Annotated in this window: 21 protein-coding genes and 1 tRNA gene; 10 read left to right on the top strand and 12 right to left on the bottom strand. The window is 70.1% G+C overall.

Annotation, left to right across the window (positions count from 1 at the left end):
* Positions 1–170: 170 nt before the first annotated feature.
* Positions 171–1,025, top strand: coding sequence for a rhomboid family intramembrane serine protease (locus tag PV341_RS31645; RefSeq protein ID WP_500331620.1), 855 nt, complete (start codon positions 171–173; stop codon positions 1,023–1,025).
* A 241-nt stretch (positions 1,026–1,266) separates the two neighbouring features.
* Here PV341_RS31645 and crgA read toward each other — a convergent pair whose 3' ends face one another.
* Entirely contained in the window at positions 1,267–1,521 is a 255-nt protein-coding gene (gene crgA, locus PV341_RS31640; protein ID WP_089229113.1) for a cell division protein CrgA, read from the bottom strand.
* A 136-nt stretch (positions 1,522–1,657) separates the two neighbouring features.
* Between crgA and PV341_RS31635 the strand changes: the two genes are divergently transcribed.
* The 6 genes from PV341_RS31635 (at position 1,658) to PV341_RS31610 (ending at position 6,249) form a co-directional block, all read left to right on the top strand.
* Positions 1,658–2,425, top strand: a complete 768-nt coding sequence (locus tag PV341_RS31635; RefSeq protein WP_500359621.1) for a DUF881 domain-containing protein — start codon at positions 1,658–1,660, stop codon at positions 2,423–2,425.
* Positions 2,426–2,427: 2 nt separating this feature from the next.
* Positions 2,428–3,147, top strand: coding sequence for a class E sortase (locus tag PV341_RS31630; protein ID WP_500359619.1), 720 nt, complete (start codon positions 2,428–2,430; stop codon positions 3,145–3,147).
* A 41-nt stretch (positions 3,148–3,188) separates the two neighbouring features.
* Entirely contained in the window at positions 3,189–3,365 is a 177-nt protein-coding gene (locus PV341_RS31625; protein ID WP_499512872.1) for a hypothetical protein, read from the top strand.
* On the top strand, positions 3,362–3,997 hold the full coding sequence (locus PV341_RS31620; protein ID WP_354792929.1) for an aminodeoxychorismate/anthranilate synthase component II: 636 nt from the start codon (positions 3,362–3,364) through the stop codon (positions 3,995–3,997). Before PV341_RS31625 ends, PV341_RS31620 begins: the two co-directional genes overlap by 4 nt.
* 4 nt (positions 3,998–4,001) lie before the next feature.
* Entirely contained in the window at positions 4,002–5,492 is a 1,491-nt protein-coding gene (locus PV341_RS31615) for a class E sortase (RefSeq protein WP_500331616.1), read from the top strand.
* Positions 5,493–5,562: 70 nt separating this feature from the next.
* Entirely contained in the window at positions 5,563–6,249 is a 687-nt protein-coding gene (locus tag PV341_RS31610) for a class E sortase (RefSeq protein ID WP_499516889.1), read from the top strand.
* A 96-nt stretch (positions 6,250–6,345) separates the two neighbouring features.
* Here PV341_RS31610 and pknB read toward each other — a convergent pair whose 3' ends face one another.
* The 6 genes from pknB to PV341_RS31580 all read right to left on the bottom strand — a co-directional run bounded on the left by pknB (position 6,346) and on the right by PV341_RS31580 (position 14,282).
* Positions 6,346–8,325, bottom strand: a complete 1,980-nt coding sequence (gene pknB, locus PV341_RS31605; RefSeq protein WP_500331614.1) for a Stk1 family PASTA domain-containing Ser/Thr kinase — start codon at positions 8,323–8,325, stop codon at positions 6,346–6,348.
* Positions 8,326–8,476: 151 nt separating this feature from the next.
* Positions 8,477–9,940 (bottom strand): peptidoglycan D,D-transpeptidase FtsI family protein, encoded by a 1,464-nt coding sequence (locus tag PV341_RS31600; protein ID WP_500331612.1) that lies wholly within the window; start codon positions 9,938–9,940, stop codon positions 8,477–8,479.
* Positions 9,937–11,325: an FtsW/RodA/SpoVE family cell cycle protein gene (locus tag PV341_RS31595; RefSeq protein ID WP_499512868.1), complete on the bottom strand. Its 1,389-nt coding sequence runs from the start codon at positions 11,323–11,325 to the stop codon at positions 9,937–9,939. The genes PV341_RS31600 and PV341_RS31595 overlap by 4 nt, the downstream gene beginning before the upstream one ends.
* A gap of 25 nt (positions 11,326–11,350) precedes the next feature.
* Positions 11,351–12,847, bottom strand: a complete 1,497-nt coding sequence (locus PV341_RS31590) for a PP2C family protein-serine/threonine phosphatase (RefSeq protein ID WP_500359622.1) — start codon at positions 12,845–12,847, stop codon at positions 11,351–11,353.
* 57 nt (positions 12,848–12,904) lie between these two features.
* Entirely contained in the window at positions 12,905–13,426 is a 522-nt protein-coding gene (locus PV341_RS31585) for an FHA domain-containing protein (protein ID WP_499512867.1), read from the bottom strand.
* A gap of 10 nt (positions 13,427–13,436) precedes the next feature.
* On the bottom strand, positions 13,437–14,282 hold the full coding sequence (locus PV341_RS31580; RefSeq protein ID WP_500331610.1) for an FHA domain-containing protein: 846 nt from the start codon (positions 14,280–14,282) through the stop codon (positions 13,437–13,439).
* 364 nt (positions 14,283–14,646) lie between these two features.
* Between PV341_RS31580 and PV341_RS31575 the strand changes: the two genes are divergently transcribed.
* Positions 14,647–14,730 (top strand) — tRNA-Leu (locus PV341_RS31575).
* Positions 14,731–14,922: 192 nt separating this feature from the next.
* Here the strand turns inward: PV341_RS31575 and PV341_RS31570 are convergent.
* Both PV341_RS31570 and PV341_RS31565 read right to left on the bottom strand, forming a co-directional pair.
* Positions 14,923–15,534, bottom strand: coding sequence for a hypothetical protein (locus PV341_RS31570; protein ID WP_500359618.1), 612 nt, complete (start codon positions 15,532–15,534; stop codon positions 14,923–14,925).
* A gap of 545 nt (positions 15,535–16,079) precedes the next feature.
* Positions 16,080–16,601 carry a MarR family winged helix-turn-helix transcriptional regulator gene (locus tag PV341_RS31565; protein ID WP_500331607.1) on the bottom strand — a complete coding sequence of 174 codons (522 nt, stop codon included), beginning with the start codon at positions 16,599–16,601 and terminating at the stop codon, positions 16,080–16,082.
* 160 nt (positions 16,602–16,761) lie between these two features.
* Between PV341_RS31565 and PV341_RS31560 the strand changes: the two genes are divergently transcribed.
* Positions 16,762–17,337: a TerD family protein gene (locus PV341_RS31560; RefSeq protein ID WP_431959002.1), complete on the top strand. Its 576-nt coding sequence runs from the start codon at positions 16,762–16,764 to the stop codon at positions 17,335–17,337.
* A 107-nt stretch (positions 17,338–17,444) separates the two neighbouring features.
* On the opposite strand, the gene PV341_RS31555 is transcribed toward PV341_RS31560, so the two are convergent.
* Positions 17,445–18,059, bottom strand: coding sequence for an FMN-dependent NADH-azoreductase (locus tag PV341_RS31555; protein ID WP_500359617.1), 615 nt, complete (start codon positions 18,057–18,059; stop codon positions 17,445–17,447).
* Positions 18,060–18,173: 114 nt separating this feature from the next.
* Between PV341_RS31555 and PV341_RS31550 the strand changes: the two genes are divergently transcribed.
* The gene (locus PV341_RS31550) at positions 18,174–18,590 is read left to right on the top strand and encodes a winged helix-turn-helix transcriptional regulator (RefSeq protein ID WP_500331604.1); all 417 of its coding nucleotides are present in this window, start codon (positions 18,174–18,176) and stop codon (positions 18,588–18,590) included.
* Positions 18,591–18,597: 7 nt separating this feature from the next.
* Here PV341_RS31550 and PV341_RS31545 read toward each other — a convergent pair whose 3' ends face one another.
* Both PV341_RS31545 and PV341_RS31540 read right to left on the bottom strand, forming a co-directional pair.
* A complete protein-coding gene (locus PV341_RS31545; RefSeq protein WP_500331603.1) occupies positions 18,598–19,035 on the bottom strand; it encodes a MarR family winged helix-turn-helix transcriptional regulator in 438 nt (145 codons plus the stop codon).
* 55 nt (positions 19,036–19,090) lie between these two features.
* Positions 19,091–20,832: ATP-binding SpoIIE family protein phosphatase (locus tag PV341_RS31540; protein ID WP_500359616.1), on the bottom strand; the 1,742-nt coding region annotated here is incomplete at its 5' end.

Here is a 20,832-nt window from a genome sequence, read left to right as displayed (position 1 = left end):
CAGCCGTTCCCACTCTGCGTCTGTCAGATCACCCCGCCCCATGTCCACATCAACGACCTGGACGGCGAGTAGTCACATGATCGGGCGGACAAGTCCTAGGGTCCCGGGAACCCGAACGCCCCGCCCGTGCGTATGACGGGCGGGGCGATTCCGCTGCGAAGGGCTGACACATGACCGACCAGGCCGTCCGCTGCTACCGGCACCCGGACCGGGAGACCGGCATCCGCTGTTCCCGCTGCGAGCGGCCGATCTGTCCGGAGTGCATGATCAACGCGTCGGTGGGCTTCCACTGCCCGGAGTGCGTGCGGGAGGGCCGTCGTGCGGCCCAGGCCGCCGAACCCCGCACGGTGGCGGGCGGTTCGGTCGCCGGGGACCCCCGGCTGGTCACCAAGATCCTGATCGGGCTGAACCTGCTGGTGTTCCTGCTCGCCAAGGTCGAGGGCAAGCAGTTCGTCACCGAGCTGGGGCTCTTCGTCCCGTGCTACGCCCCTGGCACCGCGGTGTGCGGCGTGGCGGGCGGGCCGGGCGAGTGGTACCGGCTGGTGAGCTCGATGTTCCTCCACGAGGACTTCGCGCACATCGCCTTCAACATGCTCTCGCTGTGGTGGATCGGCGGCCCGCTGGAGACGCTGCTCGGCCGGGCCCGCTACACCGCGCTCTACCTGGTCGCGGGGCTGGGGGGCGGCGCGCTGGTGGTGCTGCTGGCCCCGGAGACCCTGACCTTGGGTGCCTCGGGCGCGATCTACGGGCTCTTCGGCGCCACGGCCGTCTTCGTGAAGCGGCTGCGGATGGACATGCGGCCCGTCCTGATCCTGCTCGGGCTGAACCTGCTGTTCACCTTCACCTGGGGGAACATCAGCTGGGAGGCGCACATCGGCGGTCTCGTCACCGGGGCGATCATCGCCGTCGCGATGGCGTACGCGCCCCGCTCGCGCCGGGCGCTGGTCCAGTGGGGGACGTGCGTGGCGATGCTGCTCGCCGTGGCGGTCACGGTGTGGGCCGGGGTCGCGAATATCTCCGGCTAGGCCGTAACGCGCAGCGTTGATCAGACGTTATCCACAGAGAGGCGGAGGCCTCCTGTGCATCCTGTGGGCGAGCCGTGCGCGTGCCCCTACACACCGTGTCTGACCTGCAAGATCAGCGAAAGACCGGTGGTCCGTACATCGGACCACCGGTCACACCGGTGTCAACCGGCTGGCGGTTATCCACAGATCATGCGACCTTTTCAACACTGTGGATGACGCCTGTGGATAACTGTGCGATCTGCTACTTCCACTGCGTGGACACGACGAACCCGCCCGCGATGAAGCCGAAGCCGACGGCGATGTTCCAGTTGCCCAGCTGCTCGATCGGGAAGCTGCCCTGCGTCACGTAGAAGACCACGATCCAGGCCAGGCCGACGAGGAACAGTGCCAGCATGAGCGGAGCCACCCAGCCGCGGCCGGACTTCAGCTTTATGGGGGTGGTCTTCTCCGGGGGCGGAGTGAAGTCGGCCTTCTTGCGGATCCGTGACTTCGGCACGAGGGACTCTCCTGTCGATGCGCTGCGTAACCGCGCGTGTGACGTCTTGTATGAGCGGCCCGACGGCAGGGGGGCCCACGCCTCCGGGCGTCCGTTAGCGTAGTGCTTCCGCGGGTTGGAAGGAGATAAGGCTACGGTGAGCAATCCGGTGGACGCCTCCCCGGGCCCCCGATCCGCCCGGTCTGTGGTGCTTCGTGTGCTCAGCGCCGGGGTCTTCGCGATGGCCGGTCTGCTGTTCTGGATGAGCTTCGACACCGCCAAGGGCCTGGACATCCGCACCGACGACCCGCTGCTGCGCCTGTCGGACCGTGTCCAGGAGAAGAGCCGGCAGAACGAGCAGCTGGAGAACGAGCTCGCCGGGGTGCGCGAGGACGTCGACGGACTCGCCCACACCGACAGCGGCGTCAGCGACGCCACGCGCAAGGAGCTGGCGCGGCTCGGCGCCGAGGCCGGCACCCTGAAGCTCGCCGGTCCCGCCGTCTCCGTCACCCTGAACGACGCGCCGCCGGACGCGACGGCGCTCGTCCCGGGCGTGCCGAATCCGCAGCCGAACGACCTCGTGATCCACCAGCAGGACCTGCAGGCCGTGGTCAACGCCCTGTGGGCGGGCGGCGCCTCCGGCATCAAGGTGATGGACCAGCGGCTGATCTCCACCAGCGCGGTGCGCTGCGTCGGCAACACGCTCATCCTGCAGGGCCGCGTCTACTCCCCGCCCTACACCATCACGGCCGTCGGCGACCAGGAGAAGCTGCACAAGGCGCTCGACGCCAGCCCCGCGATCCAGAACTACCTGCAGTACGTCCAGGCCTACGGGCTCGGCTGGAAGGTCGAGGACGAACGACGGGTGACTCTTCCCGGCTACTCCGGCACAGTGGACCTGCAGTACGCCAAGCCTGTGGGGTGATCATGCGCCTGGTGGTGCGGACGCTGAGCGAATTGTGCATCACCGTGGGCGCGCTGATCGTGCTCTTCGTCTGCTACGTGCTGTTCTGGACCGGCGTACGGGCGGACCGCGCGATGGACGGGGAGATCGACCGGCTGCAGGACCGCTGGGCGACCGGGCCGGTCGCCGCGGCCGCCCCGTCCCCCGGGGGCACGGGCGCTGCCACCCCCTCGGCGTCCCCTTCCCCGTCGGGGCCGGCCGCGGCGCCGTACCGGGACGGCACGGCCTTCGCGGTGATGTACGTCCCGCGGCTGGGCCGTTCCTGGCACAAGCCCGTGCTGGAGGGGACGGGCACCGGCACCCTGAAGAAGGGCCTCGGCCACTACGCGGACACCGCCCGGCTCGGCGCCGTGGGCAACTTCGCCGTCGCCGGCCACCGCCGCACCTACGGCGACCCGTTCAAGGACTTCCCCAGGCTGCGCAAGGGCGACGAGGTCGTCCTGACCGACGGGCGCACCTGGTACACCTACGAGATCGACCGCGCACCCTACCGCACCGTCCCCACCGACGTCGCTGTGATCGATCCCGTCCCGGAGAAGTCCGGGTACACGGTTCCCGGCCGCTATCTGACCCTGACCACCTGCGATCCCGAGTGGGGCCACAGCCACCGGCTCATCACCTGGGGGCACCTGGAATCCACACGGCCTGTGGAGGACGGTATGCCGGAGGGTTTGTCGGGCTAATCTTGGGCGAGGCACGGGCACGGAGGGCAGGAAGGCGGCGCATGTACGGCTGGATCTGGCGGCATCTGCCGGGCAACGTGTGGCTGAAGGCACTCATCTCGCTGGTGCTGGTCCTCGCCACCGTCTACGTGCTCTTCCAGTACGTCTTCCCCTGGGCGGAGCCGCTGCTGCCGTTCGGGGACGTGACCGTCGACGAGGGGATGGCAGCCGTCAGATGAGCGCACGCATCCTCGTCGTCGACAACTACGACAGCTTCGTCTTCAACCTGGTCCAGTACCTGTACCAATTGGGCGCCGAGTGCGAAGTGCTCCGCAACGACCAGGTGGAGCTCGCCCACGCCCAGGACGGCTTCGACGGGGTCCTGCTCTCCCCCGGCCCCGGCACCCCCGAGGAGGCCGGTGTCTGCGTCGACATGGTGCGCCACTGCGCCGCCACCGACGTCCCGGTCTTCGGGGTCTGCCTCGGACTGCAGTCCATGGCGGTGGCGTACGGCGGTGTGGTGGACCGGGCGCCGGAGCTGCTGCACGGCAAGACCTCCCTGGTGACCCACGAGGGCCGCGGGGTCTTCGCGGGGCTGCCGACGCCGTTCACCGCGACCCGCTACCACTCGCTGGCGGTCGAACGGGACACGGTGCCGGAGGAGTTGGAGATCACCTCCTGGACGGAGAACGGCATCATCATGGGACTGCGGCACCGCAGCGCCCGGGTGGAGGGCGTCCAGTTCCATCCCGAGTCGGTGCTCACCGAATGGGGGCACCGGATGCTCGCCAACTGGCTGGTGGAATGCGGCGACAAGGGCGCCGTCGAGCGTTCCGCGGGCCTCGCGCCTGTGGTCGGAACCAGGGCGTGACTGCGTGACCGCGCATCGGCACTTCGGTGACACCGCCGAATTCGCCGCCGTGGTGGAGCAGTTGGCCGACCCGCTCAACGACCCGCTGCCCAGCACCGGGCGCCGCGCGGCCCGCCCCGCCCAGGAGTCCGGCACGGACTCCGGCGCGGACTCCGGCGCGGAGCCCGCCGCGGCGCCACCTGCGCCGCCCCCCATGACGCCGCCTGCGCCGCCGTCCGCGACCGCGCAGCCGGTCACCCCCCAGGCCGCGGTGCCGGGCCAGCAGGTGTACGAGCAGGGACAGGGACAAGGGCAGGAGCAGGCGTACTACGGGTCCACGAGGCCCGCCTACGAGCCGCAGCCGGCCGACCCGTGGCCCTCCCGGCCGTCGTCCGCGCCGGGCCCCGAGGAGCCGCCCGAGCCGCGCCCCCGGCACGGAGGGCCGCCCGAGCAGCCGTACGCCGAGGGGTTCAGGGCCGTCCGGCGTCCGCTCACCGACGCGGAGCGTGCCGCCGCGCGCCGCCGGGTCGCGGGCGCGCCCGGCGACACCATGGCGATGCCCGTGGTGACCGGGGCCGAGCCGGAACGCGAGCCGGAGCAGGACCGGGAGGAGATCCCGCAGCCGCCCTCCGGCGTCCCGGCGCCCGAGGGCGGCGGACGTGCCGCCCGCCGGAAAGCGGCCCAGGAGGCCGCACGGCGCGGTGGCAGGGGACGGAGGCGTTCCGGTACCCCCGAGGCCCCCCAGGCCGCCACAGGGGCCGTCACGGCCCCCATGGCGTCGACACCGGCCGCACCCAGGTCCCGCATGGAGGCCCGGCGCGCCGCGCGCGCGGCCAAGGAGAGCCCCGCGGTGATCGCCAGCCGGGTGGCCGGCGAGGTGTTCATCACCCTGGGCGTGCTGATGCTGCTCTTCGTCACCTACCAGCTGTGGTGGACCAACGTCCTCGCCCACCAGCAGGCCGGCGGCGCCGCCAACAACCTGCAGAAGCAGTGGCAGGGCGAGAAGGACCCGGCCCGCGACCCCGGCGCCTTCTCGCCCGGGCAGGGCTTCGCGATCATGTACATCCCGAAGCTGGACGTGAAGGCGCCCATCGCCGAGGGCGTCGACAAGCACAAGGTGCTCGACAAGGGCATGATCGGCCACTACTCCGGCGACCTGGAGACGGCCATGCCCTGGGACAAGCAGGGCAACTTCGCCCTCGCCGCCCACCGCAACAGCCACGGCGAACCGTTCCGCTACGTCAACAAACTGGTGGCGGGGGACAAGGTCGTGGTCGAGACGGAGAGCACGTACTACACGTACGAGATCACGAGCACGCTGCCCTCGACCCCGCCCTCCAACATCTCGGTGATCAAGCCGGTCCCCGACGGATCCGGCTTCACCAAGCCCGGCCGCTACATCACACTGACCACGTGCACACCGGAGTTCACCAGCAAGTTCCGGTTGATCGTGTGGGGCAAGATGGTCGAGGAATGGCCGCGCAGCAAGGGCAAGCCGCCCGCCTTGGTCGGCTGAGCCAGGTACGGACGTACAAGGATCGGGGCAAGTGGTGACGACCACCCAGCACGACCGCGCCCGGGAAGCCGTGCCCGACCGGCACCGGCTCTCGTGGTTCGCCGCCACCGTCAGCCTGATCGGTGAACTCCTCATCACCGCGGGCGTGATCCTCGGGCTCTTCGTCGTCTACTCCCTTTGGTGGACCAACGTCCTCGCCGACCGCGCCGCCAAGCACGAGGGCGATGCCATCAGGCGCCAGTGGGCCGACAGCGCCCCGGGCAAGCTCGACACCAAGGGCGGCATCGGCTTCCTCCACGTCCCCGCCATGGGCAGGAACTACGAGGTCCTGGTGAAGAAGGGCACCTCCACGAAGGTGCTCAACGAGGGTGTCGCCGGTTACTACACCGAGCCCGTCGAGTCCGCCATGCCCGGGGACAAGCAGGGCAACTTCACGCTCGCCGCGCACCGCGACGGCCACGGCGCCAAGTTCCACAACATCGACAAGATCAAGAACGGCGACCCGGTCGTCTTCGAGAACCGCGACACCTGGTACGTCTACAAGGTCTACAAGGTGCTCCCCGAGACCTCGAAGTACAACGTCGAGGTGATCGACCAGATCCCGAAGGAGAGCGGCAAGAAGAAGGCCGGCCGCTACCTCACGCTCACCACCTGCACCCCGGTCTACACCTCGCGCGACCGCTACATCGTGTGGGCCGAACTCGTCCGTACCCAGAAGGTGGACGCGAAGCGGACGCCTCCGGCGGAGCTGGGCTGACGCGCAGGAGCCGCCCGCACGGGCAGGGGACGCAAACGGAAGGGGCCGCGGACGTGATGTCCGCGGCCCCTTCCGCCGTTTCCGGTGCGTTCGGCGTCAGCCGCCGTTGCCTCCGTTGATGAAGCCTCCGCCGCCGTTCTGGTCCGGGGCGAAGACCGTCAGGATGTCACCCGGCTTCATCTGGGTGCCCGGCTGCGGATTCTGGTTCCGGACGATGGCGTTCGGGTCCTGCGACGAGCCGGGGGCCAACTGCAGCGTCACGCCGAATTCCTGCGCGATGCCGTTGACCTGCGCGACCGTCATGCCCTTCAGGTCGGGGATCGCGTTGGTGGACGGCGGCTTCGCGATGATCAGGGTGACCGTCTCGCCCGCCTTGATCGTGCTTCCGGCCGTCGGGTCGGTCCGGATGACCGTGCCCTGGGCGTGGTCGGCGGACTCCTCCTGGGTGCTGGTCACCTTCAGGCCGTCGGCTTGGAGGATCTGAGTGGCCTCCGCCTGGGTCTTGTTGCTCACGTCCTTGATCGTGACCTCTTCGGGCGCCACGGCCACGGTGAGCGTGATCGTCGAACCCTTGTCCCGCTTCGCGCCGCTCTTGGGGTCCTGCTTGAGGACCGTGCCCTCTTCCTCGCTGGAGGTCTTGGACTGCTTGTCGACCTCGAAGCCCTTTTCCTTCAGCTCCGCCTCGGCGTCCTCGAAGGAGTCACCGGTGACGTCCGGGACCTCGATCTTCTCTGCGCCCTTGGAGAGCTGCAGGGTGACGCTCTGGTCCTTGGGGATCTTGCTGTCGGCCTCGGCCGACTGCTTGCAGACGTGGTCCTTGGGCTGGTCGGCGCAGAAGATCGCCTCACCGAAGGTGATGGTGATCCCGCCGTTCGAGGCCCGGTCCTGGGCCTCGGACTTGGTGTCGCCGACGAACTGCGGGACGGACACCGTGTCGTTGCCGCTGCCGTTCCCGGAGAACAGCGCCTTGCCCATGAAGATCGCGCCGATCAGGACCAGGACGGCGGCGACGACCAGCAGGATCGTGGACGTGTTGCTCTTCTTCGGCTTGCGCCGGCCGTTGCCCTGGGGCTGGTCGTAGCCGTAGCCGCCGTCGTCCTCGCGCATGGGCGGCAGCATCGAGGTGCCGGCGTCCTGCTGGGGCGGGAGGGCCGTGGTGGGTGCGTCGTTGCCGTAGCCCCCGTAGCCGCCGCCGTTGTAGCCGACGGCGCCCAGGGCGACCGTGGCGGCGACGGGCTGGCCGTCGAGGCAGGCCTCGATGTCGGCGCGCATCTCGTCGGCGGACTGGTACCGGTAGTCCGGGTCCTTGGTCAGCGCCTTGAGCACGATGGCGTCCATCGAGGGCGTGACCTCGGGGTCGTAGACGCTCGGCGGCTGCGGCTCCTCGCGCACGTGCTGGTACGCCACCGCGACCGGGGAGTCGCCGACGAAGGGCGGCCGCACGGTGAGCAGCTCGTAGAGCAGGCAGCCGGCGGAGTACAGGTCGGAGCGCGCGTCGACGGTCTCGCCCTTGGCCTGCTCCGGGGAGAGGTACTGGGCGGTGCCGATCACGGCCGCGGTCTGCGTCATGGTCATGCCGGAGTCGCCCATGGCGCGGGCGATGCCGAAGTCCATGACCTTGACCTGACCGTTCCGGGTCAGCATCACGTTCGCGGGCTTGATGTCGCGGTGCACGATGCCGGACCGGTGGCTGTACTCCAGGGCCTGGAGGATGCCGATGGTCATCTCCAGCGAACGCTCCGGCAGGAGCTTCCGCCCGGAGTGGAGCAGCTCACGCAGGGTGGAGCCGTCCACGTACTCCATGACGATGTACGGGATGGAGACCCCGTCGACGTAGTCCTCGCCGGTGTCGTAGACCGCGACGATCGACGGGTGGTTCAGCGAGGCGGCCGACTGGGCCTCACGGCGGAACCGGGCCTGGAAGGACGGATCGCGGGCGAGGTCCACCCGGAGCGTCTTCACGGCGACGGTGCGGCCGAGCCGGGTGTCATGGGCGATGTACACCTCGGCCATGCCACCGCGGCCGAGCACCGAGCCCAGCTCGTACCGGCCGCCGAGGCGACGCGGCTCTTCCATAGCGCTTGCCCTTCCTAAACCGTCCGTGTGGCTGCTCGGGCATACCGTACCCGCCGCCGCGTGCCGATCCCGGCCCTCGCCGGTAGCCGATACACGACCGGTACCGCGACGTGCGACATAGCGCACATCCATGGATACGGTGTGACCGGCATCACTTGTTCAGCACGGCCTCCATGACGCTCTTGGCGATCGGCGCGGCGAAGCCGCCACCGGAGATGTCGCCGCGGTTCGCGCTGGCGTCCTCGACCACGACGGCGACGGCCACCGGGGAGCCGCTGTCCGTCTTCGCGTATGAGATGAACCATGCGTAAGGCTTCTCACTGTTGTCGACGCCGTGCTGGGCGGTACCGGTCTTGCCACCGACCGTGACGCCCGGGATCTGGGCGTTGGTGCCGGTGCCCGACTGCACGACGGTCTCCATCATCTGCTGGAGCTTCTGCGCGTTCTCCGCGCTGAGCGGCTGCGAGAGCTCCTCGGGGCTGACGCTGTCCACGAGCTTGTTGTTCGAGCCGCGGAGCTCGCTCACCATGTACGGCTTCATCAGCTTGCCGTCGTTGGCGATCGCCGAGGCCACCATCGCCATCTGCAGCGGGGTGGCGGCGGTCTCGAACTGGCCGATGGACGACAGTGCCGTCTGGGGCCTGTCCATCTTGGTGGAGAAGTTGCTGGCCGCCACGCGGACCGGGACGAACTGCTCCTCGTTGAAGCCGAACTTCTCGGCCTCCTCGACCATCTTGTCGCGGCCGAGGGTCGCACCGAGCTTGCCGAAGACGGAGTTGCACGAGACCCGCAGCGCCTCCCTCAGGGAGACGTTCTTGCAGGCGATGCCGCCCTCGTTCTTCAGTTCCTGGTGGTTGGTGTCCGGGAGGATGTACGGCACCTCGGAGTCGGTCGGCTCGTCGATGTCGTCGTACAGCCCGTCCTGCAGCGCCGCGGCCGCCGTGACGACCTTGAACGTGGAGCCCGGCGGGTAGGTCTGCCGCAGCGCCCGGTTCAGCATCGGGTCGTCGGGGTTGTTCTTCTTCTGCAGGGCGTTCCAGGCCTCGCTGTCCTTCTGCGAGTTGCCGGCGAAGGATGAGGGGTCGTACGAAGGCGTGCTCGCCAGGGCCAGGATGGCCCCGGTCTTCGGGTTGATGGCCGCGACCGCGCCCTTCTTGTTGCCCAGGCCCTCGAAGGCCGCCTTCTGGGCGGCGCCGTTGAGGGTCGTGACGACGTCGCCGCCCTGCTTCTGCCTGCCGGACAGCACGTCGACGGTGCGGGTGAAGAAGAGCCGGTCGTCGTCACCGGTGAGGATCTTGTCCTCGACGCCCTGGAGCAGGGTCGTCCCGAAGGCCTGCGAGGCGTAGCCGGTGACCGGCGCCCACATCTTCCCGTTCTTGAAGGTGGCCTTGTACCTGAAGTCGCTGCCCGTGGTCTCGGTGTGGCCGGTGATCGCCTTGCCGTCGACGAGTATGTCGCCGCGCGGCGTCGCGTACTGGTTGATCGTGACCCGTCGGTTGTTCGCGTCGTTCTTGAGCTCGTCGGCCTGCACGAACTGGATGTAGTTCACCCTGACGAGCAGGGCGAGCACGAGCAGTCCGCAGAAGATGGCGACTCGGCGCAGGGGCTTGTTCACTGGGTCCGCACCACCTGGGTCGGTTCGGCGTCGGGGGACGAGGCGGGGGTCGGCGCCGGTCGGCGCGCGGTGTCGCTGATTCTCAGCAGGATGGCCACCAGGGCCCAGTTGGCGATCACCGAGGAACCGCCCTGCGCCAGGAACGGCATGGTCATGCCGGTCAGCGGGATGAGCCCGGTGACACCGCCGGCCACGACGAACACCTGGAGCGCGAAGGCCCCGGACAGGCCGATCGCCAGCAGCTTGCCGAAGGGGTCACGGGCGGCCAGCGCGGTGCGGGCGCCGCGCTCCACCAGGAGTGCGTAGAGCAGCAGGATGCCCATCAGGCCCGCCAGGCCCAGTTCCTCCCCGACGGTGGCCAGGATGTAGTCGCTCTTGGCCGCGAAGCCGATGAGCCGGGAGTAACCCTGGCCGAGACCCGATCCGAACAGGCCACCGGAGCCGAAGGCCCACATGGCCTGCGCGGGCTGGCTGGCGCCCTGGCCGGCCTCGACGGTGCGGAACGGGTTGAGCCAGTCCTCCACCCGGCTGTGGACGTGCGACTCGAAGCTGCCGACGACCACCGCGCCGCCCACGGACAGCAGCAGACCGAACACGATCCAGCTGGTGCGCTCGGTGGCGACGTAGAGCATGATCACGAAGAGGCCGAAGAAGAGCAGCGAGGTGCCCAGGTCGGTCTCGAAGACCAGGATGAGGATGCTGAGGGCCCAGATCACCAGGATCGGGCCGAGGTCACGGCCGCGGGGCAGGTACATCCCCATGAAGCGGCGGCTGGCGAGCGCGAGCGCGTCCCGCTTGACCATCAGGTAGCCCGCGAAGAACACCGCGATGATGATCTTCACGAACTCACCGGGCTGGATGGACATGCCCGCGATGGTGATCCAGATCCGCGCGCCGTAGACCGGCGGGAAGAACACCGGGAGGATCAGCAGGACCAGCGCCACGACCATCGAGATGTAGGTGTAGCGCTGCAGGATGCGGTGGTCCTTGAGGAAGACCAGGACGCCGAGGAAGAGCGCGACGCCCAGCGTCGACCACATCAGCTGCGTCGGCGCGGAGGAACCGCCGGGGAGCGTGGGCTCCTGGTCCAGCCGCCAGATGAACACCAGGCCCATGCCGTTCAGCAGGGTGGCGATCGGCAGCATCAGGGGGTCCGCGTAGGGGGCGAACTTGCGGACGACCAGGTGCGCGACGAGGGCGATGGCGCCGAGGCCGAGGCCGTACGCGAGCATGCCGGCGGGCAGGGTGCCCTTCTTCGCCAGCCCGACGTTCGCGTACGCGAAGACCGGGATCAGGACCGCGAAGACCAGGAGCGCGAGCTCCGTGTTGCGGCGGCTCGGTGCGCCGACGGATGTGATGGTCGTGGTGTTCGTGACAACGCTCATGCTGGACTGACGCCCCTCCTGCTCACTAGCTGCCGCTGGGGCACTGTTGGGCCAGCGACTGGTCCTCGTCGGAGAGGGTGGGGCTGGTCGACGGGCTGCCGGTGGTCTTGCCGGTGGCGGTGTCCGCGCCCTTCTGCGCGTCCTTCTTGGCCTTCTCCGCCGCGGCGGCCTTGGACTTGTCGATGGCTTCCTTGGTCTGGCAGACCTTCGCCTGGTGCTCGAGCTCGTCCGCGGTCCGGCGCGCGTCGCCGAGTCCGCTGGCGGCGATCGTGGCCGTGACGTACTTGCGCTGGTTCTGCGGTAGGTACTTGAGTTCGATACCGGGGCGGTCCTCGTGGACCTTCGACAGGTTGACCCAGGCCAGCTTCTGCTCAATGCCCTGGTAGATCGCCGCGTGGTCGCCCTTGACGCCGACGTAGTACTGCGTCTGGGTCCAGCGGTACGCGCCGTACAGGCCGCCGCCGATGACACCGAGGACGACCAGCAGGATCAGCGAGCGCTTGAGCCACCGGCCGCGCTTGCGGGGCTTGCTCAGCTCCTCGTCCTCGAACGCGCCGAAGCCGCCCACGGGGGCGCTGACCTGCGGGTTCCCGCTGCCAGGCGGACCGAAGGCGCCGTCGGGGGCCGGCGGACGGCCGAGCTCGGAGGCGCGGCCGGCCGGGGTCTGCAGATGCCGCGGGTCGGACAGCGGCGAGTGGTGCCGGCTGTCGGCGACGGCGCCCACGACGACGGGGGTGTCGTGCAGCTGCACGGCGAGGGTGTCGCCGTCGTCGATGTCCAGGACGTCGGCGACGATGCAGGTGATGTTGTCGGGGCCGCCGCCGCGCAGGGCGAGCTGGATCAGCTCCTGCACGGTCTCGGCGGGCGCCTGGTACCCGGCGAGGGTGTCCTCGAGGGTCTGGTGGCTGACGACGCCGGACAGGCCGTCGGAGCAGATCAGGTAGCGGTCGCCGGCCCGGACCTCGCGGACCGACAGGTCGGGCTCGACCTGGCCGCGGCCGTCCAGGGCGCGCATCAGCAGCGAGCGCTGCGGGTGCGTGCCGGCCTCCTCCTCGGTGATCCGGCCCTCGTCGACGAGCCGCTGCACCCAGGTGTGGTCCTGGGTGATCTGGGTGAGCACACCGTCGCGCAGCAGGTACGCGCGGGAGTCGCCGACGTGCACCAGGCCGAGCCGTTGGCCGGTCCAGAGCAGGGCGGTGAGCGTGGTGCCCATGCCCTCCAGCTGGGGGTCCTCCTCGACCATGACGCGCAGCTGGTCGTTGGCCCGCTGTACTGCGGTGGCGAGGGAGGTGAGGATGTCCGAGCCGGGGATGTCGTCGTCGAGGGGGACGAGCGTGGAGATCACCTCGGAGGAGGCGACCTCACCGGCGGCCTGGCCGCCCATGCCGTCGGCGATGGCGAGCAGCCGCGGGCCGGCGTAGCCGGAGTCCTCGTTGCCCTCCCGGATCATTCCCTTGTGAGAGCCGGCGGCGAAGCGCAGCGACAGAGTCATGCGCACCTCGCCCGTCGGCTCCGGGTACATCCGCACGCTGCCCACCCTCTCGCTCGCGCTCGCTGGCTGTGCTCGCCCATTGTGCGACTACTTCCGCAGCTCGATGACGGTCTTGCCGATGCGGATCGGGGCACCGAGCGGGATCGGGGTCGGCGTGGTGAGCCGGTTCCGGTCCATGAAGGTGCCGTTGGTGGATCCCAGGTCCTCGACGATCCAGTTGCCGTCGCGGTCCGGGTAGATCCTGGCATGGCGGCTGGACGCGTAGTCGTCGTCGAGCACGATCGTGGAATCGTGGGCCCGGCCCAGGGTGATCGTCTGCCCCTGGAGCGCGACCGTGGTGCCCGCGAGCGAGCCCTCGGAGACCACCAGCTTGGTGGGGGCACCGCGCCGGGCCCGGTTGTTGTTGTTCTGCTGCTGGCGGCCCTGCGCGGGCTGCGCCTGCTGGCGCTGCTGCGGCGGGCGGGACTGGGCCTCGCGGCGCCCGGCCGCGCGCTGGGTCACCCGCGTGCCGAACAGGTCGCTGCGGATGACCTGCACGGCCACGATGACGAACAGCCACAGTACGGCGAGGAAACCCAACCGCATGACCGTCAGGGTCAGCTCTGACATTGCCCCCGCTTCACCCTTCGGCTTGCCGGTACACGATGGTGGTACTGCCCACGACGATCCGTGAACCGTCGCGGAGCGTAGCGCGCTGGGTGTGCTGTCCGTCCACCACGATGCCGTTCGTCGACCCGAGGTCCACGACCGTCGAGGGCGATCCCGCCCTGATCTCGCAGTGGCGGCGGGACACACCGGGGTCGTCGACCCGGACGTCGGCCTCGGTGCTGCGGCCGAGCACGAGGGTCGGACGGGAGATCTGGTGGCGCGTGCCGTTGATCTCGATCCAGCGGCGTACGTTCATGCCGGCGCCACCGGGGGCCGTGGGGCCGCTTCCGGGGAGCCTGGTGACCGGCGCGGCGCCGGGCGGCGGACCGGCCGGCATCGGCGGCGGGCCCGCGGGGCGCTGCGGGGCCTGCGGCGGGTAGCCGTAGCCACCACGGCCGGCGGGGGGCTGTTGCTGCTGCTGGTACTGCTGCTGTTGCGACTCGCTGGAGGCGAGGGTGCGGCTGCGCACCCGGTACAGGCCGGTGTCGAGGTCGTCGGCCTTCTCCAGGTTCACCTTGATGTTGCCCATGAAGGTGTAGCGCTGCTGCTTGGCGTAGTCGCGCACCATGCCGGCGAGCTCCTCGCCGAGCTGGACGGCGTACGGGCTCAGCCGCTCGTAGTCGGAGGTGCTGAGCTCGACGATGAAGTCGTTGGGGACCACGGTGCGGTCCCGGTTCCAGATCGTCGCGTTGTTGTCGCACTCGCGCTGCAGGGCACCCGCGATCTCCACGGGCTGTACCTCGGACTTGAACACCTTGGCGAAGGTGCCGTTCACGAAGCCCTCGAGACGCTGCTCGAACTTCTTGAGTACTCCCACGGTGCACCTCCCTCCTCGAGGTCCTGCGGTTGCGCACGGCGGTCCGCCGTGGTCCTCCGGTCCGATCCTTCCGGTACTGCTTACTGATCGTATCCACGCACTGGGAAAACCGCTGGTTCCCCGATCGGTCCCACGGGACCGGTGTCAACAGTGCCATGGTCCGCGGCCGCTCCCCCACAGGGATGGTAGAGGCGGCTCATGCCAGTGTCCCGCAACAGAGGACGGTTCCCCTCGCTCGGGGGTGCCCGGAAACGGATGTGATTCCACCCTGAGCAGCGTGCTAATGTTCTCCGTGTCGGAAGGGGCTGACGCACCGGACGGGGAAGACCCCAAGGTGTGAAGGGATCCGGAAGACAACACCCATGCGCGGGTGGCGGAATAGGCAGACGCGCTGGATTCAGGTTCCAGTGCCCGAAAGGGCGTGGGGGTTCAACTCCCCCCTCGCGCACACAGTGGAGACGGGTCTCCGACCGTGACGAAAGTCGCAGTCGGGGGCCCGTTTCTCGTGCTGATCAAGGGGTCGGGCCGGCGGCTGGGGCGGTCGCCGCATCCCTCACGCGCTGGAGCCCTCTCGCCGGCCGCTTACGGTCGGCGAGAGGGCTCTTTCGTATGGGTGATGTGCACCTGTGAGGCGCGTCACTCAAGTGGCGGGTGTCAAGTGGCCCGTTGGCGTCCAGGTACCAAGGGGCTTCGTCTTGCGTCTGCGGTTGGTGCGCCTGATGGGGTGGTGTCCGCCGACTGCCAGGCTGTCCAGCCACGTCGTGATCTTCCGACGGTTGGCATGGGCGAGCTGGAGGACCAGGAGGATGGTCTGGGCGGCGACCCCTCGGATGGGCCGGGATCGTGAGGATTCGATGGTCTCGGCGAGCGGGCTGTTGGCGAAGCCGTTGAAGCCTTCGACGCTGTTGCGGAGGCGGAAGTAGATCTTCCGCCACTGTTCGTCGCCGTGGTCCAAGGCCTGCCGGTGCTTGGCCCCTTCTTCTGGGGCGAGCGGGATGGCGCGCTGGCGGCTGACCTTGACAGGCCCGGTCGGACCGGGTTGTGGGTCGACCAGCGGGAGTTCGGAGTTGTTGGAGGCGCGGTCGTCGGCCAGGTAGCCGGGCGTGTAGCCGCGCTCCCGGAGGCGACGGATGGCCTTCGGCCCGTTGTACGCGGGGCGCTCTCCCGGCTTGTCCAGGCAACTCGGTGCTGCCGCAGGGGCGGTTCGCGGTTGCGGCGGAGAGCCCGGCCGGGGCGCCGGTGCGGCATTCACCGCCGAAGAGGATCTCGCGTAGGCGCAAAAGACGGGTGCGCTAGTTGCCCCGGGTGCCTTTTCCCATTGGGGACAGCCAACAGCGATAAACCGTTCGATGACCTTGCGAGACAGCCAGATCTCCGCTGACGCAGGCAGGCCCTCGCGTGGCAGAAGAGCGCGAGCTGAGTGAGGGCGGTCAGCAGTTCCCGCAACCTCGGCGAAGGCATGGCCACCATCAGCCTGCCCACCGCCCTGGGGAGGCCTTCCCACGGGTGCGACCCGCGGTCTTGACGAGACGACGTTACGGAACGGGTCCGGGGACAGGGGCCGTCGTGCTCACCGGTGCAGTGGAAGCGGACGTCGCCGAGGTCCACCAGCCCGCACGAGACGTCGGTGCCGGCGGCACCGGGGTGGATCGCCTGGTCACCGAAGAGCGGCGCGGTGCTGCTGGCCCACCGGCAAGGGCAGCGTGGAGCTGACCGCCGCGAAGCTCGGGCTGGCCGGGGATCTCCCGCAGGTCGGCGGCTTCCAGCCGTCCTGACCGCCGCACGCCGGCGGGAGGGTCACCAGCCGGCGTGATGCGCGTCGCGCTGGCCGACGGGGGGCTCGCCGCCGGCCTCGGCGAAGGCCTGGAGGGCCTGGACGAGGTGGCGGCGTTGTCCTGCGGGCATCGCGTCGACGATGCGGGCGATCTCGGCCCTGCGGCGCTCCGTGACGTCGTTCACGGTGCGCCGCCCGGTCGCGGTCAGCGAGATGACGGTCGTGCGCCGGTCGGTGGGGGAGGCGTCGCGCGTGACCATGTCGATCGCCACCAGGCGGTCCAGCATGCGCAGCGCCGTGGAGGGCTGGACGCCCAGTTCGGCGGCGAGTTGCGAGAGGTTCAGCGCCCCGTGCGTCTCGAGGACGACCAGCATGCGCAGTTGCGGCAGGGTCAGTGCCTCCTCCACCGCGGCGAGCGAGCGGGCGGAGACCGCGACGAGGAGCCGGGACGCGGTCAGCAGGGCGCCGACCATCTCCTCGGCGGTGCTCCCGGGGTCGTCGGCGCCGGAGGGGGAGTCGGACGGAGCGCGGGAGCCGGTGGCCATGGGTCCTTTCTACCGTTCCCACGCCCGTCGTACGGGCGTGTACGGCACTCAGGTGAACGGGTGCGGCGCCGGGAACCCGCGGCCCCGGAGAGCCGTTGAGCGATTGGGCAAAGGAATCGTCAAGGGGCGCGGCCCGCGCCGGAATGAGCAGGGAGATCCCATGGGTGTCAGCCTTTCCAAGGGCGGCAATGTCTCGCTGACGAAGGAGGCCCCGGGACTGACCGCGGTCACCGTCGGTCTGGGCTGGGACGTCCGTACGACCACCGGCACCGACTTCGACCTCGACGCGAGCGCGCTCCTGGTCAACGCCGAGAGCAAGGTGGTCTCGGACAAGCACTTCGTGTTCTTCAACAACCTGAAGAGCCCGGAGGGCTCGGTGGAGCACACCGGCGACAACCTCACCGGCGAGGGTGAGGGCGACGACGAGCAGGTGAAGGTGAACCTGGCCACCGTGCCGGCCGAGGTCGAGAAGATCGTCTTCCCGGTGTCGATCTACGACGCCGAGAGCCGCCAGCAGTCGTTCGGCCAGGTCCGCAACGCCTTCATCCGTGTGGTGAACCAGGCCGACAACAACGAGCTCGCCCGCTACGACCTCTCCGAGGACGCCTCGACCGAGACGGCGATGGTCTTCGGCGAGCTGTACCGCAACGGCGCCGAGTGGAAGTTCCGCGCCGTCGGCCAGGGCTACGCCTCGGGCCTGCGCGGCATCGCGCAGGACTTCGGCGTCAACCTGTGAGCGTGGGGTAGCCGTACGCCCGGGCGGCCGGGCACGTACGACGACGGAGGGGCCGCGTGGCGCACGCCACGCGGCCCCTCCGTGCGTCGGGGCGGCCGGGACGGGGGTCAGGCGACGCGCGCCGCGAGCTCCTTGGCCTTGGCGGTGGCCTGCTCGTGGGCCTTGGTGCGGGAGGCGTCGGAGGCCTCGATGAGGCCGGACATGGCCGGGACGACGCGGGCCAGGGTCAGCTCGGGGACGATGAACTCGACGTCGGTGATGCCGAGGCAGCCCTGCAGGACCTTCTCCAGGTAGTTGGTCACGAACTCGAAGTCCTCACGCGGGGTGCCCGGGCCGTAGCCGCCGCCGCGGCTGGCCACCACGACGACCGGGGTGTCCGCGGCGGAGGGCTGCTCGCCCGCGGTGCGGCCCAGGATGATCACCTGGTCGAGCCAGGCCTTGAGGGTGCTGGGGATCGAGAAGTTGTACATCGGCGCGCTGATCAGGAGGGCGTCGGCCCGTTCGAGTTCGTCGGCCAGCTCGCTGCGCAGCGGGTGCTCGGCGCCGCCCACGTAGTGGGTCGCGTCGAGGTGCGGCACGGGCTCGGCGTTCAGGTCGCGGTAGATCACGACGCCGCCCGGGTGCTGGGCCTCCCATTCCTTGCGGAAGGAGTTCGCCACGTCACGGGACGCGGAGGTCTCGGAGGGCCAGATGGACGAGTCGAGGTGCAGCAGCGTGGGCATGGGGGTGCCTCCACTTCCGTAAAGTTCGGAGTGAAAAATTTGTGCGTTGCTATTGCTACCACAGGACCTTACTTTTCTGCAGCACGTAACGACAAGCCGGGTACCCTTGTGGCCATGGGACAGGGGACTGAGCCGGCCGCGCACGACGCGGAGCCGTGCGCCAAGGTCGACGTCGGGCTGACCCGCGTCTTCGGGATCCTCGGCAAGCGCTGGAGCGGCCTGATCGTGGCCGTCCTCACGCAGCGGCCGGCGTACTTCGTCGAACTGCGCCGGGCCATCCCCAAGATCAGCGAACGGATGCTCTCCGATCGGCTCACGGAGCTGGCCGAGGCGGGCATCGTCGTCCGCGAGGTGGACCCCGGCCCGCCGCTGAGGGTGAGCTACCGCCTCACCGAGGCAGGTGAGGCGCTCGGTCCGGCCCTGGGGGAGCTGGGGTCGTGGGCGGAGAAGTACCTCCCCGACGGTGCGGCTGCCTGCACGGAGGGCGCGGAGGCCTGCGGCTCAGGGGCGGGGGCGGGGGCGACCGGCTGACGCCGGGTCAGCCTTGCTGCTCCGCGGCGTCGTTGTAGCGGGTCAGGTAGGCGGCGAAGCGCTCCAGGTCGGTGTCGTCCCAGTCCGCGAGCCTCCCGCACACGATGCGCCGTGCGGCGCGGTTCGCCTCGGCGAGCACGGCCGCGCCCGCCGCGGTCGGCAGCAGCGCCTGGACGCGGTGGTCGGCGGGGTCGGGGCGCCGTTCGACGAGGCCCAGCCGCTCCAGGGTGGCGACCTGGCGGCTGACCGTCGACTTGTCCAGCAGGAACGCCTGCGCGAGGTCCGTGGCCCGGCAGTCCCGGTGCTCGCTCATGTGGGCCAGCAGCGTGTACGCCACCAGGGACAGCTGTGGGTGCATGCGGGCCACCGCGGTGCGTGCGCGGCGGGCGAACGCGGTCATCTCGCGGTGGATCGTCTCGACGGACGCGCCTTTGCCGGCCTGCATGCTTGTAGGTTACATCTGACTGGATCGGGGTGGTTCGGTCCGGTTCGTCCCAGGGTCAGGCGGGCAGCGGCAGCTCGAACCAGACGACCTTGCCGACCGCCTTGCGGCTGGTGCCCCAGCGCCGGGAGAGGTTGCTGACCAGGGCCAGGCCCCGGCCCTCCTCGTCGTCGGCGTCCGCGCGGCGCAGCTGCGGCAGGTTGTGGTCGTCGTCGCTGACCTCGACCAGCAGCTTGCCGACCCGCATCAGCCGCAGCGACACCTCGTGCGAGGCGACCCGCAGCGCGTTGGTCACCAGCTCGCTGACCAGCAGCTCGGTCAGGTCGCTGACCCCCTCCAGCCCCCACCGCGCCAGTTGCTCACGGGTGAGCGCGCGTGCCCGCCGGACGTCGGAGAGGTCCATCGACAGCCGCCACTCGGCGACGTCCTCGGGCGGGATGCCCTGGAAGTTGGCGACCAGCAGCGCCACGTCGTCGCGACGGTCGTCGGAGTGGACACGGCTGAGGATCTGCTCGCAGACGTCCTCGGGGGTCTGCTGGGGCTCGATGACGTTGGAGCACAGCGCCGCCAGGCCCGCGTCTATCCCCTGGCCGCGCACCTCCACCAGGCCGTCGGTGCACAGCACCAGCCAACTGCCGTCCGGTACCGGGATCTCGACCGTCTCGAAGGGCACGCCGCCGACGCCGATCGGGGCGCCCTTGGGGATCTGCAGCAGTTCGCTGCGGCCGTCGTGCCGGGCCAGCACCGGCGGGATGTGGCCGGCGTTGGCCAGGGTCAGGGTCCGGTGGATCGGGTCGTAGACCGCGTACACGCACGTCGCCAGGTGCTCGGCGCCGAGGCGGTGGGCGAGGTTGTCCAGGTGGCGCAGCAACTGCGCGGGCGGCAGGTCGAGCGCGGCCATCGTGATCACCGAGGTGCGGAACTGGCCCATCACGGCCGCCGACAGCAGACCGTGGCCCATCACGTCGCCGACGATCAGCGCCACGCGCCCGCCGGGCAGCTGGATGGCGTCGAACCAGTCGCCGCCGACCTGGGCCTGGCGGTCACCGGGCATGTACCGGTGGGCGATCCGCACCCCGGGGATGCGGGGCGGGCGGGTCGGCATCATGCTGCGCTGCAGGGTCGCGGCGGCGCGCGACTCCAGGCGGTGCAGCCGGGCGTTGTCCAGCTGCACCGCGCCGCGGGCGGCGACCTCGGCGGCGGTCGCGGCGTCCTTGGCGTCGAAGGGACGGCGGCCGGGGTGGCGCAGGAAGCACATCCGGCCCAGCACCGTGCCCCGTGCGGTGAGCGGTACGACGACCATCGACCGCTCGGGCAGTAACGGGCCGAGCCCGGGGACGCCCAGGTCGAGCGCGATGTCCCGGGCCAGTGCCGGGTCTATCACCGGCACGAGCAGCGGCTCGCCCAGCCGCGGGGTGGAGTCGGCGGGCAGCGGGATCAGTTCGCCCTCCGGCAGGGCGGCCGCCCACGGGCCGGGAGTGGTGTCGGTGTGGGCGACGGCGACCCGGCGCGCGATGATCGTGTCCCCGGTCAGGTCGTCCTTCGGCGGCTCGGAGTCGGAGAACAGCTGGTCGACGACGAGGACGGCGGCGAAGTCGGCGAAACGCGGCACGGTGACGGCGCACAGCTCGCGGGCGGTCGTCGCCAGGTCGAGGGTCGTGCCGACCTTGGCCCCGGTCTCCCGGAGCAGGGCGAGCTGCTCGTCCAGCACGTGGCCCGGGGCGAGCGAGACGCTGGGGGCGGCCACCGGGAGCAGTACCGGTGCCGCGACGTCGCCGCGGGGGCCGGGCAGCAGCTCCG

The organism is Streptomyces sp. PA03-1a (genome assembly GCF_033792805.1).
In the GTDB taxonomy this organism is placed as follows: domain Bacteria; phylum Actinomycetota; class Actinomycetes; order Streptomycetales; family Streptomycetaceae; genus Actinacidiphila.
Note: the sequence above shows the minus strand (reverse complement) of the source record. Positions and strands in the feature narration are given on the sequence as shown.